The organism is Paraburkholderia kirstenboschensis (assembly GCF_032806925.1).
Taxonomy (GTDB): Bacteria; Pseudomonadota; Gammaproteobacteria; order Burkholderiales; family Burkholderiaceae; genus Paraburkholderia; species Paraburkholderia kirstenboschensis.
Map to the genome: position 1 here is coordinate 333,069 of NZ_CP136513.1, position 16,857 is coordinate 349,925.

The 16,857-nt window shown below is 65.2% G+C and carries 13 protein-coding genes; 11 read left to right on the forward strand and 2 right to left on the reverse strand.

Annotated elements, in window-relative coordinates; translation table 11 throughout:
• Window positions 1–271 precede the first annotated feature (271 nt).
• Window positions 272–2,035 (forward strand): gamma-glutamyltransferase, encoded by a 1,764-nt coding sequence (ggt, locus tag RW095_RS24205; RefSeq protein ID WP_317021468.1) that lies wholly within the window; start codon window positions 272–274, stop codon window positions 2,033–2,035.
• 81 nt (window positions 2,036–2,116) lie between these two features.
• Complete coding sequence (locus RW095_RS24210) at window positions 2,117–2,692, forward strand: RBBP9/YdeN family alpha/beta hydrolase (protein ID WP_317021469.1); 576 nt, start codon at window positions 2,117–2,119, stop codon at window positions 2,690–2,692.
• 40 nt (window positions 2,693–2,732) lie between these two features.
• On the opposite strand, the gene RW095_RS24215 is transcribed toward RW095_RS24210, so the two are convergent.
• The gene (locus RW095_RS24215) at window positions 2,733–3,953 is read right to left on the reverse strand and encodes a CaiB/BaiF CoA transferase family protein (RefSeq protein WP_088173528.1); all 1,221 of its coding nucleotides are present in this window, start codon (window positions 3,951–3,953) and stop codon (window positions 2,733–2,735) included.
• A gap of 345 nt (window positions 3,954–4,298) precedes the next feature.
• On the opposite strand from RW095_RS24215, the gene alaS reads away from it, so the two are divergent.
• Window positions 4,299–6,923, forward strand: a complete 2,625-nt coding sequence (gene alaS, locus RW095_RS24220) for an alanine--tRNA ligase (RefSeq protein WP_317021470.1) — start codon at window positions 4,299–4,301, stop codon at window positions 6,921–6,923.
• Window positions 6,924–7,160: 237 nt separating this feature from the next.
• Here alaS and RW095_RS24225 read toward each other — a convergent pair whose 3' ends face one another.
• Window positions 7,161–8,099, reverse strand: coding sequence for a LysR family transcriptional regulator (locus RW095_RS24225; RefSeq protein ID WP_317021471.1), 939 nt, complete (start codon window positions 8,097–8,099; stop codon window positions 7,161–7,163).
• A 193-nt stretch (window positions 8,100–8,292) separates the two neighbouring features.
• Between RW095_RS24225 and RW095_RS24230 the strand changes: the two genes are divergently transcribed.
• The 8 genes from RW095_RS24230 to RW095_RS24265 all read left to right on the forward strand — a co-directional run bounded on the left by RW095_RS24230 (window position 8,293) and on the right by RW095_RS24265 (window position 16,514).
• Complete coding sequence (locus RW095_RS24230) at window positions 8,293–9,948, forward strand: YbfB/YjiJ family MFS transporter (RefSeq protein ID WP_317021472.1); 1,656 nt, start codon at window positions 8,293–8,295, stop codon at window positions 9,946–9,948.
• Between the two features lie 604 nt (window positions 9,949–10,552).
• Window positions 10,553–11,584, forward strand: a complete 1,032-nt coding sequence (locus RW095_RS24235) for a threonine aldolase family protein (protein ID WP_128591931.1) — start codon at window positions 10,553–10,555, stop codon at window positions 11,582–11,584.
• An 85-nt stretch (window positions 11,585–11,669) separates the two neighbouring features.
• The gene (locus RW095_RS24240) at window positions 11,670–12,200 is read left to right on the forward strand and encodes an NUDIX domain-containing protein (protein ID WP_317021473.1); all 531 of its coding nucleotides are present in this window, start codon (window positions 11,670–11,672) and stop codon (window positions 12,198–12,200) included.
• Between the two features lie 147 nt (window positions 12,201–12,347).
• On the forward strand, window positions 12,348–12,803 hold the full coding sequence (locus tag RW095_RS24245; RefSeq protein WP_317021474.1) for an acyl-CoA thioesterase: 456 nt from the start codon (window positions 12,348–12,350) through the stop codon (window positions 12,801–12,803).
• Between the two features lie 4 nt (window positions 12,804–12,807).
• Complete coding sequence (locus RW095_RS24250; protein ID WP_317021475.1) at window positions 12,808–13,746, forward strand: branched-chain amino acid ABC transporter permease; 939 nt, start codon at window positions 12,808–12,810, stop codon at window positions 13,744–13,746.
• The gene (locus RW095_RS24255; RefSeq protein ID WP_394365188.1) at window positions 13,739–15,055 is read left to right on the forward strand and encodes a branched-chain amino acid ABC transporter permease; all 1,317 of its coding nucleotides are present in this window, start codon (window positions 13,739–13,741) and stop codon (window positions 15,053–15,055) included. The genes RW095_RS24250 and RW095_RS24255 overlap by 8 nt, the downstream gene beginning before the upstream one ends.
• The gene (locus RW095_RS24260) at window positions 15,052–15,804 is read left to right on the forward strand and encodes an ABC transporter ATP-binding protein (RefSeq protein WP_317021476.1); all 753 of its coding nucleotides are present in this window, start codon (window positions 15,052–15,054) and stop codon (window positions 15,802–15,804) included. The genes RW095_RS24255 and RW095_RS24260 overlap by 4 nt, the downstream gene beginning before the upstream one ends.
• Window positions 15,801–16,514 (forward strand): ABC transporter ATP-binding protein, encoded by a 714-nt coding sequence (locus RW095_RS24265; RefSeq protein WP_317021477.1) that lies wholly within the window; start codon window positions 15,801–15,803, stop codon window positions 16,512–16,514. The genes RW095_RS24260 and RW095_RS24265 overlap by 4 nt, the downstream gene beginning before the upstream one ends.
• Window positions 16,515–16,857: the final 343 nt, after the last annotated feature.

Sequence of the window (16,857 nt, forward strand, 5' to 3'; positions counted from 1 at the left end):
AGGAGGTAAATCGTTTTGGTCCCGCGCAGCGCAGCGACTTAGCATGCCGGGCGGCGCAAGTCTGCGCGGGCGCAGGAACCGCGCTTTGCCCGTCAGGCCGTCGCCGCGCGCCGCCTCGCCAGCCGCCGATCTTTCAACGGACAGTGCCACTTGCGACGTGACGGCGCATGCGCCCGGCGCTGCGCTCACGCAAGCCGCCCGTTCCGTCTCGCCTTGCACGGACCTTTTCTGTTCGTGCAACATGGCGCCCTTAGTTGCCGGAGTTTCTCGGATGCCAATCTTGACGCACGATGCGCCTCGCGCGCCCTTTGCCTTTACTTCGTTCGCGCGAATGGTCACGGCTTCAACGCTATCGGCTACGTTCGCTGCGTGCATCGTCGCGCCCGCCCCGGCGCTCGCCAGGACGCCGCAGCCTAAAGCCGTGTTCGATGCATCCGCCGTGGCGGCGCCGGATCGCTACAGCGCCGACGCCGCGCAGCAGATCATCGCCGCCGGCGGCAACGCGGTGGATGCCGCCGTGGCCATGGCCTTCACGCTGGCCGTGACGCGCCCGGATGCGGGGAACCTCGGCGGCGGCGGGTTCATGACGCTGTTCGTCGACGGCAAGCCGTATTTTCTCGACTACCGCGAGCGCGCGCCGCAACAGGCGACGCGCGACATGTATCTCGACGACAAAGGCAACGTCGTGCCGGGCATGAGTTCCATCGGCCATCGCGCGGTGGCTGTGCCGGGCAGCGTCGACGGTATGTGGCAGGCCCAGCAGCGTTTTGGAAAGCTGAAGTGGAAGCAGGTCCTCGCGCCCGCTATCCGCTACGCCACTGAAGGTTTTCAGGTCGATCCCCGGCTCCAGCAGCAGCGTGACGCGACGGCGAAGAATTTCGCCGGCAAGACGAACTTCGACGCTTATTTCTCGAGCATGAAAGCAGGTGCCTCGTACCGGCAGCCGGAGCTGGCGCAAACCCTCACGCGCATTGCGAGCGACGGCGGCCGTGAGTTCTACGAAGGGCGCACCGCCGATCTGCTCGCGCAGCAGATGTACGGGCATGGTTTCGTCACGAAGGGTGACCTGCTGCAATACAAGGCCGTGTGGCGTCAGCCGCTCACTGCAAACTGGGACGGCTATCAGGTGCTGACCGCGCCGCCGCCGAGTTCGGGCGGCGTGGGGCTGATCCAGATGCTGAAAATGAAGGCCGGTCTGAAACAGGCTTTCGACGGGCTCGAACTGAACTCCGCGCCCTACATCCATCTGGTCGCGCAAATCGAAGACCGCGTGTTCGCCGACCGCCAGCAGTACCTGGGCGACCCGGATTCGTACAAGCTGCCTGTCGATAAACTGCTCGACGACGCCTACCTCAGCCAACGCGCATCCGAAATCAGTGCGGACGAAGTGCCCGGCGCGACGCCGGTCAAAGCCGGCTTGGGCGATGCGGCACCTGAAAAAGCGCAGACCACGCACTTCTCGGTCGTGGACAAGTGGGGCAACGCGGTGTCGAACACCACGACGCTCGACGGCGAGTTCGGCTCGGGCGTGGTGGTCGACGGCGCGGGTTTCCTGCTCAACGACGCGATGGACGACTTCGTGACGAAGGCCGGCGCTGCGGGCCAGTCGGGCGCGGCCGGCGCGACGGGTGCCGAACTCAACACGGTGTTGGCGGGCCGCCGCCCGCTTTCGTCGATGACGCCGACCATTCTGCTGAAGGACAACAAGGTGTCGCTCGTGATCGGCACGCCCGGAGGGTCGCGCATTCTCACGTCGATCTTCCAGGTCATGACCGATCTCTACGACTTCAACATGCCGCCCGGCGACGCGCTCGCCGCGATGCGGTTTCACCATCAGTCACTGCCGCCCAAGACGATTTACTTCGAGCCGTATCGTCCCATTACGGGCGAACTCGCCGCCCAGTTGCAGGAGCTGGGCTACGTGCTGGACGGGCAGTCGTTCAACGGCGACGTGCAGATGATCCGCATCGACGGGACGACGCCCGAACCTGCGGCCGATCCGCGCGGCATCGGAGTAGGACGTGTGATACGTTGAGCGCTCGACGGGTTGCAGCTGGCCACCGCTGATACCAATCGCCTGCGATTGCACGCTAAAACAAAAGCCACGGGGAACACAATGAACGCACCAGAAGCGAACGCACGAAAGCCGAACGTACTCGTATTGCCGGGTTACCAGAACTCCGGCGCGGGGCATTGGCAGACTCGCTGGGAGGCCCTCGATCCAGCATTCACACGGGTGCGGATGCCTGACTGGGATCATCCCGTGCGTGATGCCTGGTGCCGCGCGCTCGACTCAGCGGTGGCTGCCGCCGATGGACCGATCGTCTTCGCGGCCCACAGCCTGGGTTGCCTGACCGCCGCGATCTGGGCCTCGCAGTACGCGAGCGCCGCGCAACTCGGCAAGGTTGCGGGGGCGTTGCTGGTCGCCGTTCCCGATCCCGCTGGAGCGAACTTTCCGCGGGACGCCAGCGGATTCGCGCCCGTGCCGATTGAGCGCTTGCCGTTCGCAAGCATCGTGGTTGCGAGTAGCGACGATCCTTACGGCGGCGTGCCGTTCTCGCAAGCCTGCGCAAACGCGTGGGGCAGCCGCTGGATCGACGTGGGTCCGCGCGGACATATCAATTCCGACAGCGGGCTCGGCGATTGGGACGAGGCGCGCGGCTGGCTGGCTTCGCTGCGCGCGTCGGTTTGAGCGCGTGACGAGAGGTAGCGAAGGCGGCAGCGGGCGTTCTTCAAATCACGGATTGCCCGCGTAACGCCGCGATCCGTTCGTCGCCGTAACCGAGCACGTCGCGCAGAACGCTTTCTGTATGCTCTCCGAGCGTTGGCGGATGCGTGAGCGCCTGTGGCGGCGTGCCCGTCATATTGATCGGATTGCGCACCAGCTTGACGGTGCCGCCCGAGGGATGCGGCAGATCGACCTGCATGCCGCGCGCCACCACCTGCTCGTTTTCGAATACTTCGGCGAGATCGTTGATCGGCCCGCACGGCACGCCCGCCGCCTCGAGCGCCGCGATCCAGTCCTGCTTGCCCTTCAGACGGACCATCTCCGCGAGGATCGGCACGAGTACATCGCGGTGCCGCACGCGTGCGGGATTGGTCGCGAAACGCTCGTCTTCGGCGAGTTCGGGGCGTTGGCCCACCTCGACGAACTTGCGGAACTGGCCGTCGTTGCCGACTGCAACGATGATCCAGCCGTCGCTCGTCTGGAACGTCTGGTACGGCACGATGTTCGGATGCGCGTTACCCCAGCGGACCGGCGGCTGACCGCTCGCGAGGTAGTTCGAATTCATGTTGGCTAGCATGGCGACCTGCACGTCGAGCAACGCCATGTCGATATATTGGCCTTCCCCGGTGCGGTCGCGGTGCGTGAGAGCCGTGAGCACGGCGATGGTCGAATACATGCCGGTCATAAGATCGGCAATCGCCACGCCGGCCTTTTGCGGACCGCCGCCCGGCTGGCCGTCGCGCTCGCCGGTGATACTCATGAATCCGCCGATCCCTTGCACGATGAAGTCGTAGCCCGCGCGCTGCGCATATGGTCCGGTCTGCCCGAATCCCGTCACCGAGCAGTAGATCAGATCCGGCTTCACTTCTTTCAGCGACGCGTAATCGAGGCCGTATTTCTTAAGCTGCCCGACCTTGTAGTTCTCCAGCACCACGTCGCTTTGCGCGGCCAGTTCGCGAATGATCCGCTGACCTTCCGGCGACGCGATGTCGATGGTCACCGAGCGCTTGTTGCGGTTCGCGGCGAGATAGTAAGCCGCCTCGCGCGTGTCCGCCCCTTCGGGCGTCTTGAGGTACGGAGGGCCCCAGTGGCGCGTGTCGTCACCCACGTCGGGGCGTTCGATCTTGATCACGTCTGCGCCGAAATCGGCAAGCGTCTGCGCGCACCAGGGGCCGGCGAGCACGCGGGTGAGATCCAGCACGCGGATATGACTGAGAGCGCCCATGTTTGTCGATGTCTCCAATGTAAGCGGCCGGCGCGCAAGGCGCCGTGGATGTGGGCAATCTTAAGCGATTAGCGCGAGCCGGCGCAGTCGGCCAAACGTCATAAGACGAATGACGCGCAATTCTCGCAAGCGGGGCACGAGCTGCGCGAGGACCCATGCGCGGCTCAGACGCACCCCGTGTCTCGCACTGCCCGGCGCGACCTGGCCGAACGGCTAACGACGCGGCCGCGCGCCGCGCGAGGCCGCCGATCCCGTATAATCAGTCGTTTAAGAAACAAACAGTTGGCGCATCTCCGATGCCGCCGGTAAAAGTCTGGAAACAGTCAGGACCGTCCCCCGCACGCTATGAAAGCCGCCGAAATCCGCGAGAAATTCCTCAAGTTCTTCGAATCGAAGGGCCATACGATCGTTCGCTCGTCGAGCCTTGTGCCCGGCAACGACCCGACGCTGCTCTTCACCAATTCGGGAATGGTGCAGTTCAAAGATGTGTTCCTCGGCGCGGAATCGCGTCCGTATTCGCGCGCCACTACCGCGCAGCGCAGCGTGCGCGCGGGCGGCAAGCATAACGATCTGGAAAACGTCGGCTATACCGCGCGCCACCATACGTTCTTCGAAATGCTGGGCAACTTCTCGTTCGGCGACTATTTCAAGCGCGACGCGATCCACTACGCGTGGGAATTGCTGACGGGCGTGTACCAGTTGCCGAAAGACAAGCTGTGGGTCACCGTCTATCACGAAGACGACGAAGCGCACGACATCTGGGCGAAAGAAGTGGGCGTGCCGGTCGAGCGCATCATCCGCATCGGCGACAACAAGGGCGCGCGTTACGCGTCGGACAACTTCTGGCAAATGGCAGACACCGGCCCGTGCGGCCCGTGCTCGGAAATTTTCTACGACCACGGCCCGGACGTGTGGGGCGGCCCGCCGGGATCGCCGGAAGAAGACGGCGACCGCTATATCGAGATCTGGAATCTCGTGTTCATGCAGTTCAATCGCGACGCGCAAGGCAACATGACGCCGTTGCCCAAGCAGTGCGTCGACACAGGCATGGGTCTGGAGCGTATCGCCGCAGTGTTGCAGCACGTGCACAGCAACTATGAGATCGACCTGTTCCAGGCGCTCATCCAGGCTGCCGCGCGCGAAACCGGCGTGGACGATCTGACGAACAACTCGCTGAAGGTGATCGCCGATCATATTCGCGCGTGCTCGTTCCTGATCGTCGACGGCGTGATTCCCGGCAATGAAGGTCGCGGCTACGTGCTGCGCCGTATCGTGCGTCGCGCTATCCGTCATGGCTACAAGCTCGGCAAGAAGGGCGCGTTCTTCCATCGCATGGTGGCCGATCTCGTCGCGCAAATGGGCGGCGCGTATCCGGAACTGAAGGACGCACAACAGCGCGTGACCGACGTGCTGCGTCAGGAAGAAGAACGCTTTTTCGAGACCATCGGGCACGGCATGTCGATTCTCGAAAACGCACTGGCCGACCTCGAAAAGAAGGGCGGCAAGACACTCGACGGCGAACTCGCGTTCAAGTTGCACGATACGTACGGCTTCCCGCTCGACCTGACCGCCGACGTGTGTCGCGAGCGCGGAGTGACTGTAGACGAACCGGCGTTCGACGAAGCCATGGCGCGTCAGCGCGAACAGGCTCGCGCAGCGGGCAAGTTCAAGATGGCGCAAGGGCTCGAATATTCGGGCGCGAAGACCACGTTCCACGGCTACGAAGAATTACTCTTCGACGACGCGAAGGTGACCGCGCTTTATGTGGATGGTGCTTCGGTGCAGGCCGTCACGCATGGTCAGCAGGCCGTTGTCGTGCTGGACCATACGCCGTTCTACGCAGAGTCGGGCGGCCAGGTTGGCGATCAGGGCTTGCTCGCCAACGCGAGCGTGCGCTTTGCGGTTGCCGACACACTGAAAGTGCAGGCCGACGTGGTCGGTCATCACGGCACGCTCGAACAGGGCACGCTGAAGGTGGGCGACGTCGTCAAGGCTGAAATCGACGCGGTGCGCCGCGCACGCACGGCTCGCAACCACTCGGCCACGCACCTTATGCATAAGGCGTTGCGCGAAGTGCTCGGCTCGCACGTGCAGCAGAAGGGCTCGCTCGTCGATCCGGACAAGACGCGTTTCGACTTCGCGCACAACGCGCCAATGACCGACGAGCAGATCCGCCGCGTCGAAGAAATCGTCAACGCCGAAGTGCTGGCGAACGCGCCGGGCATCGTGCGCGTCATGCCGTTCGACGAAGCGGTGAAGGGCGGCGCGATGGCGTTGTTCGGCGAGAAATACGGCGACGAAGTGCGCGTGCTCGACCTAGGCTTTTCCCGCGAGTTGTGCGGTGGCACGCACGTGAAGCGCACCGGCGACATCGGTCTCTTCAAGATCGTGATGGAAGGCGGTGTGGCGGCGGGGATTCGTCGCGTGGAAGCAATCACGGGCGACAACGCCGTGCGCTTCGTGCAGGATCTCGACGCGCGCATCAACGCCGCGGCGGCCGTGCTGAAAGCTCAACCGTCCGAACTGACGCAGCGCATCACGCAAGTGCAGGATCAGGTGAAGCAGCTTGAGAAGGAACTGAGCGCGCTCAAGTCGAAGATGGCGTCGAGCCAGGGCGACGAACTCGCCGGTCAAGCGATCGAAGTGGCCGGTGTGCAGGTTCTGGCCGCCACGCTCGAGGGTGCGGACGTGAAGACGCTGCGCGAAACGGTGGACAAGCTCAAGGACAAGCTGAAGAGCGCGGCGATCGTGCTGGCTTCCGTCGAAGGCGGCAAGGTCAGCCTGATCGCCGGCGTCACGGCGGACGCGAGCAAGAAGGTCAAGGCGGGCGAGCTCGTCAACTTTGTCGCCCAGCAGGTTGGCGGCAAGGGCGGCGGCCGGCCGGATATGGCGCAGGCTGGCGGGACCGAGCCGGCAAATCTGCCCGCAGCGCTTGCAGGTGTGAAAGGGTGGGTCGAAGCGCAGCTTTGATCGGGTTTCGATCAGGCCGTCATGGGCCGGACCGAGCCGAAACTCTTTGAAGAGATCTGAGGCGGGTCATGCGGTGCGCCGGATTGATGGCGTGGCGCGTGGCCCGATTTTTTTGCCGCGCCGCTCTTTCGGTTAGGGCTTCTGGCTTACGCTTCAGCTTAAGAGTGATACACGTCGGCGTGACGTCTATCGGCCAATTCCAGGCAGCCGCGATACATTCAGCCTTGCAGCGAAGAATCAAGCGATGCCAGCGCTCACGCCTGGGCGAACGCTTGCACCCGCACCCGCCTCTGCCAAATCCCCCGCGCTCTCCTGGGCGACAAGAGTCTGCTTCAGCGCATTGAGGGCCGACGAAAAGTGCCCACGTCGCCAGACGAGCAATGTCTCGATCACACCGATGTCCGGCAAGTCATGCACCGCGATGTTGCTCGCGTCGGCTTGCAGTCCCAGCACCGACCGGGGCGCGACCGCAACCCCAGCGCCCGCGGCCACGCAAGCCACGATCGCATGATACGAACCGAGTTCCAGCACCCGCGCCGGCCTCACGCCGTGCTCCAGATACCATTTCTCGATGTAAGCCCGGTAGGCGCAGCCGCGCTCGAATGCAACCAGCGTCGATAGCGCGATGTCGCGCACTCCGCGAATCGGCCGATGGCCGCGCGGCGTCAGCATCACCAGTTCCTTCCTGAACACCGGCACGGTCTCGAACAAGTCGCCAAGCGCCGCGGGGTCCAGCGGTGTTGCCACGAGAGCGGCGTCCACTTCGAATTCGCGCACCCGCTCGATCAGCTTGCCCGTCGTACCGGTTTCGAGCTCGAGGGCGACGTCGGGCCATTGCTGGTGATAGCGGGCGAGCAACCCTGGAAGACGTGTTGCCGCGACGCTTTCCATCGTGCCTAGACGCAGTCGCCCGCTCGGACGGTCGGCGCGCACCGCGTGACGCGCTTCGTCGGCAAGAGCGAGCAGCCGTTCGGCGTACGGCAGCAGCGTCTCGCCTGCGGGCGTCAGCACGAGGCGCCGCCCATCGCGGATAAAGAGGTCCGCTCCGAGTTGCTCCTCGAGCTGTTTGATGCGCGTGGTGACATTCGATTGCACGCGATTGAGCTTCGCGGCGGCACGCGTCACGCCGTTTTCGCGCACGACCGCCCGAAAAATCGTCAAGGCTGCCAAGTCCACGATTCTCTCCTCGCGATGGATGGTATCCAAATTATTCATTTTTCATGATGGAATCGTCAAACTAATATGGATGACAGCCTGGGCGCGGGCGCCGCCCGTATGCCGGTTCGGTGATGGGACGGACCGCGCCGCAGCTTATGTGACTTCCCGCGAGGCTTCCCGCGTGTCGCGCGCTTTTCTTGAATGGCCATCCATGAACAATCCTGCTTCCCAAGCCCAATTCATGTCGGCAGAACCACGTGCCGCCCGGCGCGCGGCGCTCGCCTGTATGGTGACGCTGGCCGTCGCGCTCGGAGTCGGGCGGTTTGCGTTCACGCCGTTATTGCCGCTGATGCTGCACGGCGGCGGCGCGTTCGGTCAGCCGCCGATCGACATCCAGCAGGGCGGCTGGCTGGCGTCGTTCAATTACGCGGGCTACTTCGTCGGCGCGTTGACGTGCGCGGCGTTGCGCGTCGAGCCTGCCCGGATGGTGCGCTCGGGGCTGGTGTTGACCGTTCTGTTGACACTGGCAATGGGCGTCACGAGTCAGTTCTGGGTGTGGGCGGCAGTGCGCTTCATCGCCGGGGCGGTAAGCGCCTGGACTTTTGTGTTCGCGTCGCAATGGGGCCTGCGACGGCTTGCCGAGCTCGGTCAGCCTGCATGGAGCGGCGTGATTTACACGGGGCCGGGCGTGGGCATCGTCGGGACCGGGTTGCTTGTCAGCGCGGCGGGCGGTTATGGCGCGACGGTGGGCTGGATCGGCTTTGGCTTGATCTCGGCGGTTCTGACGGTGGCGGTGTGGTCCGCATTCGGCGCGCCGGCCGGTTCCGGTTCCGGTGGCGGGAGTGCGCATCGCCGCTCTGCGCCTTTAGTCGAAACGAGGGCGGTGGGAGAGAGGCCCGCGGGCGAATCGTTCACGGGAGCGGTGGCGGGCGCCGCTCAAAGCACCGGCCAACAAAGCACGTCGAGCTTTGGTCCGGCGACGCGGGGCTCAACGGCGCCAGAGGGTGTGGCTGCCGCGAACTCCGGCGTAACCACAGCAAAGAGTTTTGCCACCGCGACGCCTGACGCAATCGCAGCAAACGGCTCCACCGCTGCGACGTCTGACGCCATCGCCGCAAACGGCTCCACCGCTGCGACGTCTGACACCATTGCCACAAACGGCTCCACCACTGCGACCGACGACGCAATCGCCGCAAACAGTCCTGCCAATGCAACGCCCAACGCCGCCGCCCGAAGCGGCTATGGCAACGCAACCCGAAGCACCGTGCGCGACGAGCGCAGCACCCATCCCGCGGACGCCTTGTGGCTCGTCGTCCTTTACGGTGTGCCCGGCTTCGGCTACATCATCACCGCGACGTTTCTGCCGGTTATCGCGCGTCATGCGCTTCCCGGCTCGCCGTGGCCCGACCTGTTCTGGCCGATGTTCGGCGCCGCGTTGATCGTCGGTGCATTGCTGGCCGCGCGGCTGCCGCTGCACCTGGACAATCGCGTGCTGCTGGCGGGCAGTTACGTGCTGCAAGCGTGCGGCATCGCGCTCGGCATTGTCTGGCCGACGGCGGGCGGCTTCTCGCTCGGAAGCATTCTGATTGGCGTGCCCTTTACCGCAATTACCTTGTTCGCGATGCGTGAGGCACGGCGTCTGCGCGGCGACGACGCGGCTGGCCTCATGGGCTATGCCACTGCTGCTTACGGCTTGGGCCAGATCGTCGGACCGCTCGTCGCCGCGCCGATCGCCGCGCACACCGGCTTGTTTTCGCCGGCTTTGTGGCTGGCGGCCGGCGCGCTGCTGCTGGGGGCGGCCGGTCTCGTCGCCGTCGCGCGAATACCTCGCGGGCGAGGGCGCATGCCGGAGTGCGGCTGCGGTTGAAGCCGCGGTTAGAAAGCGGCGGGAGGGCACCCGCGGTAAGTTCGCCGACGGTCGTGCAGCCCCCGTCATAAGACAGCGCGCTGGCACGTCGTTGGGTTGTATGCTCGCGGGGTGCTGGTGCTGGTGCTGGTGCTGGCGTTGGTCAGTGAGCCGTCGTGGCCGGTGTCCATCGCCTGCAGCATGTCCAACGCTTCGGCGCGATTGGACATCCTTGCGAAGACAGCGACGGTGAGACCGTGCGTCATACGCCCGACGCCTGCCATCGAAAACCTGCTGTTGGGCCCCCGTCATTTAGGTTCTGTGCTTAGGCACCAGCGTTGGAACCTCGATCGACGACGCCACGCATAACCCCCTTGCGCAATCCCCACGCATAAAGCCCGCACTTAACCCCCACACTCGGACCGCCCAAGCCCAAGCCCAAGCCCAAGCCCAAGCCCAAGCCCAAGCCCAAGCCCAAGCCCAAGCCCAAGCCCAAGCCCAAGCCCAAGCCCAATCTCACCCCCCAAAACCACTCCCCCGTTCGAAAAACAAATCGCGCCCGCTGGCACTAAAATGACGGCTTTCCGTCATCCCCGCGCGTCTGTCGCCGGCCGCGCCGCTCACCATGCAACATTTCGCGTCCGACAACTACGCCGGCATCTGTCCGGAAGCGCTCCATGCGCTGATCGCCGCCAACAACAGCGGCCACGAACCGGCCTACGGCGACGACTCGTGGACCAATCAGGTATGCGACCGTCTGCGCGAACTGTTCCAGACCGACTGCGAAGTGTTCTTCGTGTTCAACGGCACGGCGGCCAATTCGCTTGCGCTCGCGTCGCTTTGCCAGTCGTACCACTCGGTGATCTGCCATGAGCTCGCGCACATCGAAACCGACGAATGCGGCGGCCCCGAATTCTTCTCCGGCGGCTCGAAGCTGCTGACGGCGCCCGGCATCGGCGGCAAGCTCACGCCCGATGCGATCGAAGCGGTCGTCACGCGCCGCGCCGACATTCACTACCCGAAGCCGAAGGTCGTGACGCTCACGCAGTCGACGGAAGTGGGCACCGTCTACACCGTCGAGGAAGTGCGCGCGATCGCTGCGATCGCCAAGCGGCGTCATCTGAAAGTGCATATGGACGGCGCGCGTTTCGCGAATGCCGTCGCCGCGCTCGACGTGCATCCGTCCGAGATCACCTGGCGCGCGGGCGTCGACGTACTGTGTTTCGGTGGCACGAAGAACGGCTTGCCGGTGGGTGAAGCGGTAGTGTTCTTCGACCGCGCGCTCGCCGACGACTTCGCCTACCGTCTGAAGCAGGCGGGCCAGCTCGCTTCGAAGATGCGCTTCATTTCCGCACCGTGGCTCGGCCTGCTGGATAACGACGTGTGGTTGCGCAACGCGCGTCACGCGAACGCGATGGCGCAACTGCTGCAAACGCGGTTGCAGGAAATTCCGGGCGTAAGCATCATGTTCCCGCGCGAGTCGAACGCGGTCTTCGCGCAGTTGCCCGCGCAAGCGGCGAAGGCCATGCGCGCGCGCGGCTGGAAGTTCTACGAGTTCATCGGCGCGGGCGGCTGCCGGCTGATGTGCGCGTGGGACACGCAGCCGGAAACGGTCGAGCGTTTCGCGGCCGAAGTCCGGGAGTTGTGCGCGGCGTGAAAGTGCGTGAGCCGTGTAAGCCGCGAAGCCGCAATGCCGCCAGCGCGCCGCGCCGGCAAAGACCGAACCTCCAGGCCACGTAACCATGACCGAATACCGATTTTGTCCCCGCTGCGCGACGCCTTTGACTGAGCGGGCCGACGCCGAACATGAAGGCGGGCGCATCCGCCAGACCTGTCCCGATGCCGGATGTGGCTACGTGCACTGGAACAACCCGTTGCCGGTGGTCGCGGCGATCGTCGAATACGAGGGCAAGATTCTTCTCGCGCGCAATGCTGCGTGGGCGGAGGGCGTCTTCGCGCTGATTACCGGCTTCCTCGAAAACGGCGAGACGCCGGAAGAGGGCATTGCGCGCGAAGTGCTGGAGGAGACGTCGTTGCATGCCGAGTCGGTCGAACTGATCGGCGTGTATGAATTCATTCGCAAGAACGAACTGATCATTGCGTATCACGTGAAGGCGCGTGGCACGATTTCGCTGTCGCCCGAACTGCTCGAGTACCGGCTCGTCGAGCCGGCGAAGCTGCGGCCCTGGCGCGCCGGCACCGGGCAGGCGCTCGGGGAATGGATGCGGCGGCGCGGCTTGCCGTTCGAGTTCGTCGACAAGCCGGGGCAGTAATCGTAAGCGGGCCGCATGCGTCGACCGGCCTGATCGGCCAGTAGCCTCGGCGAGGCGGACAACGGCGCCGCAACTAACGCAACAGCAGGCGCCGCCCAAAACACAACCGCGCCCCGACACCACCACTCAAACTACACAACCACCCCAATGTCCAAGCCCGCCGCCGCGCCACGAAGCTCGTACCCGCACTTCCTCTCCATCACCACGCGCTGGATGGACAACGACGTCTACGGTCACGTGAACAATGTCGTCTATTACAGCTACTTCGATACGGTGGTGAACGAGTATCTGATCCGCGCCGGCGTGCTCAATTTCGAGCGCGGTGAAACGATCGGTCTGGTGGTCGAGACGCATTGCAACTACTTTGCGCCGCTCGTGTTTCCCGAGCGCGTCGAAGCGGGCTTGCGAGTGACGCGGCTCGGCACATCGAGTGTGCGCTACGAGGTGGGACTCTTCAAGGAAGGCAGCGACGAAGCCGCCGCGCACGGCCACTTCGTGCATGTGTACGTGGATCGGGTCACTCGCCGTCCAGTGAACCTGCCCGATGCACTGCGCGCGGCGCTCGAGCCGATCCGCGTTGCTACCGGCGCGGCGGCGGATTAGGCACGTGCAGTCGTTAGCCATCAACCTGCTCAACGGGATCAGCTTCGGACTGCTGCTCTTCATGCTGTCGGCTGGGCTGACGCTGATCTTCAGCATGCTCGGCGTGCTGAACTTCGCGCATGCGAGCTTCTACATGCTTGGCGCCTACGTCGGCTATTCGGTGGCGGTGCGGGCGGGGTTCTGGAGCGCGCTCGTGATCGCGCCGCTCGCCGTCGGTTCGATCGGTGCTGCGTTGGAGCGCTGGCTGTTGCGTCGCGTGCGAAGCCATGGCCATCTCGCGGAACTGCTGCTGACTTTCGGCGCCGCCTATGTGCTCGGCGAGCTCGTGAAGCTCGGCTGGGGTTTGAGTCCGCTCGACGCGAGCGTGCCGGTCGCGCTGGACGGCCCGCTCTTTACGCTCTACGGCGCGACCTTCGCGCGTTATCGCGCGTTCATGATGTTGGTCTCTCTTGTGATGCTCGTCTCGCTGTACGCGGTGCTGCGTGTGTCGAAGGCGGGCCTCATCGTGCGTGCCGCGCTCACGCACCCGAGCGCCGTCGAAGCGCTCGGCCACAATGTGCCGCGCGTCTTCACCGGCGTCTTCGCGGCGGGCACGGCACTCGCCGCGCTGGCCGGCGTGATCGGCGCGCCGCTTTCCGTGATCGAACCCGCGATGGCCGAATCGCTCGGCTCGATCGTGTTCGTCGTCGTCGTGACAGGCGGGCTGGGATCGCTGGGTGGCGCGCTGGCTGCGTCGCTGCTGATCGGCTGTGTGCAGACACTGGCGGTGGCGAGCGACGTTTCGCTCGGCGACGTGCTCGCTACTTTCGACGCTTCGCTGCCGCGCGAATGGGACGCGCTGACGCTCGCGCAGCTTGCGCCGCTGATTCCGTACCTGCTGCTCGTCGGCATGCTGGCGCTGCGCCCGCGCGGACTCTTCGGCCGGCGCGACGATCATGCGTAAGCTGCTCGAGCCAGAGCCCGCGCAAGCGTCGCCCGTAGCCGCGACCCAGCGCTCTCACGCGATGTGGCGTCGCCTCGCACCGTGGCTCGCGCTGATTCTCCTGCTTGCGGCGCCTCCATTGATCTGGCGGCAAAGCTGGCTGCTCGCATACCTCGCGCAGACCGCCACGATGATCGTCTTCGCGCTCTCGTACAACCTGTTGCTCGGGGAGGCCGGACTGCTGTCGTTCGGACATGCCGCATATTCAGGCCTCGGAGCGCTGATTGCCGCGCAGGTTTTCAACCGTATCGGCGCACCGCTCGCGCTACTGCCGCTGGTGGGCGGCGCGGGCGCCGCGTCGTGCGGGGCGCTGCTCGGTTTCATCTCGACGCGTCGGGCCGGGACCGCTTTCGCCATGATCACGCTGGGCATCGGCGAACTTGTTTCGGCCGCGGCGTGGACCTTGCCCGACTGGTTCGGCGGCGAAGCGGGTGTCGCGATAGACCGCGCGAGCGGGCCCATGCTCGGCGCCTTTACGTTCGGCCCGGCACACGAGGCTTATACGCTGATCGCGCTGTGGTGCCTGCTCGCGAGCGCGGCGATGTTCGCTCTGTCGCGCACGGCGTTCATGCGGCTCGCCAACGCGGTGCGCGACAACCCGGCGCGCGCCGCGGCGATCGGCTGCTATCCGCGCCGCGTTCGCTACGGCGTCGTCGTCATGTCGGCGTTTTTCGCGGGCGTCGCGGGCACACTTGCGCTGATCAACGTCGAACTGGTGTCGACCGACAGTGTGAGCATGGTCCGCTCGGGCTCCGTGCTGATCGCCACGGTGATCGGCGGCACGGGCATCTTTTTCGGACCGGTCGCGGGCGCGATCGTGCTGACGTTTTTCAGCGTGGCCGTGGCCAGCGTCACGCGGGCATGGCTCTTCTATCTGGGCCTGTTCTTTATCGTGATCGTGGTCGCTGCGCCGGACGGACTCGCCGGCTTCATCGAGCGACATACCTTGCGGCTCGCGCGTGACGGATGGCGCCGATGCCGCGCCGTCTACGTCTGCGGCATGGCCGCGATCCTGCTGTGGACAGCTGCCACCGTGCTCGCGGTGCAGTGGGCTTACGCCGTTCAGTTCGGCGCGCAGGAGGGCGCTGCGCTGCGCGTGGGCGGTCAGTCTTCGTTGCTGTCGTTTGTCGTCTCGTCGCCGTTGCGGCTCGGCATGACGATCTTCGTGCTCGCGGCGCTCGGCGCATTGGCGGCTCTGTACGCATCGCGCGCGCAAACCCGTCTCGCGGCCCATGCGCGCGCGAGGCAAAACGCCGGAGGCCCGCAATGATCCCGGCGCTCGCGCTCTACGGCGTCGAAAAGCGCTTCGGCTCCACGCGCATCTTGCGCGGTGTGAATCTCGCGATCGAACCGGGCGAACGGCATGCGTTGATCGGCCCCAACGGCGCGGGCAAATCCACGCTCTTCAATCTCATTGCCGGCGGCGCGCGGCCCGACGCTGGGCGCATCGACCTCTTCGGTGCCCAGATCACACGGCTTGCCCCGGCGGCGATTGCGCGCCGCGGCCTTGCGCGCAGCTTCCAGAGCACGAGCGTGTTTGGACGATTGAGCGTGTACGACAACTTGCGCTGCGCCGCGCTGCTCGCCGAGCGCGACCGCATACGCTGGTGGCAGCGATTCGCCGGCGCATCAGCGGTCGATGCACGCGCGGCGCAGGTGCTCGAAGCAGTCGGCCTCGGCGCGCGCGCGCATGGCCTGGCCGGCACGCTGAGCTATGCCGAGCAGCGCGCGCTCGACCTCGGCATAGCACTCGCCGGTGGCGCGCACACGTTGTTGCTCGACGAGCCGACTGCCGGCATGAACCGCCCGGAGGCGGCGCGCGCAATCGAACTGATCCGAGAGACCACGGCGGGGCGCACGCTGCTGATGGTCGAGCACGACATGGACGCGGTGTTCGCCATCGCCGATCGCATTTCAGTGCTCGTGCAAGGGCGCATTATCGCGACCGGCACGCCTGCGGCGATTCGCGCGGACGCCGCGGTGCGCGCCGCTTATCTCGGCGAAGGGTTCGACGCATGACATCCTTGCTGGAGATTCGCGGACTCAATGCATGGTACGGGCCGAGCCAGGCGTTGCGCGACGTGAGCTTGGAGATCGGCGCGGGCGAAGTGCTCGCGCTCGTCGGCCGCAACGGTTCAGGACGCTCGACGCTCGCCCGCTCGATCATGGGCCTCGTGCATGCCGATGGCGAGTTGCGCTTCGCGGGCCGCTCGCTTGCCGGGTTGCGTACTTTTGAAATCGCGCGGCTCGGCATCGGCTATGTGCCCGAGCATCGGGATGTGTTTCCCACGCTGAGCGTCGGCGAAAACCTTGAACTCGGTGTAGCTCCGCGCAATCGCCGGCGCACGCCGCGCTTTAGCATGGACGACGCCTACACGCTTTTCCCCGTGCTGCGCGAGCGCCAGCGCACGCGCGCGGGCGCGCTGTCCGGCGGCGAGCAGCAGATGCTGAGCCTCGCCCGCGCGCTGCTCGGCGATCCCGATCTGCTGCTGGTCGACGAGCCCGGCGAGGGCCTCGCGGGCTTCGTGATGCAGCAGGTCGCTCAATGCCTGCGCGTGCTGCGCGAGCGCGGCATGGCGATGCTGCTGATCGAGCAGCGTCTCGTGATCGCGCAGGACATAGCGAGCCGCGTCGCGGTGATGGGTCATGGCGAGATCGTGTTCGACGGCGAACTTCACGCGTTCTTGCAGCGTCCCGACGTCATGCGTGAATGGCTCGGTGTGGGTTAAGCGCTTTCGCTGCGCGTGCGGTTCTCTACCTCGCATATCTTTGCGTCGACTCGTCAGACCGATTCGAACGCTTGATCGTTTGGTGAGCGTCCTCCAGCAATCTTGTCGGCGGCGCGCGTTCAAATACAGACAAATCACGTAAAACGCGCGACGTCGGCGTGAGGGTTGAACAAGCGTCGCGGCTTCAGATGAAGTTCGATTTATACGGCTATCGCAGGGACGTTTCAAAGGGCACGGTGAAAATGGACAGCAACGGGGGGCTCGACGTGGATCTCGCTGTGCGAGGCAAATGATCGGGCTTTGGCATCGCGCGAGTCGCCTGGTTGGCGTTGCGTGGCGTTGC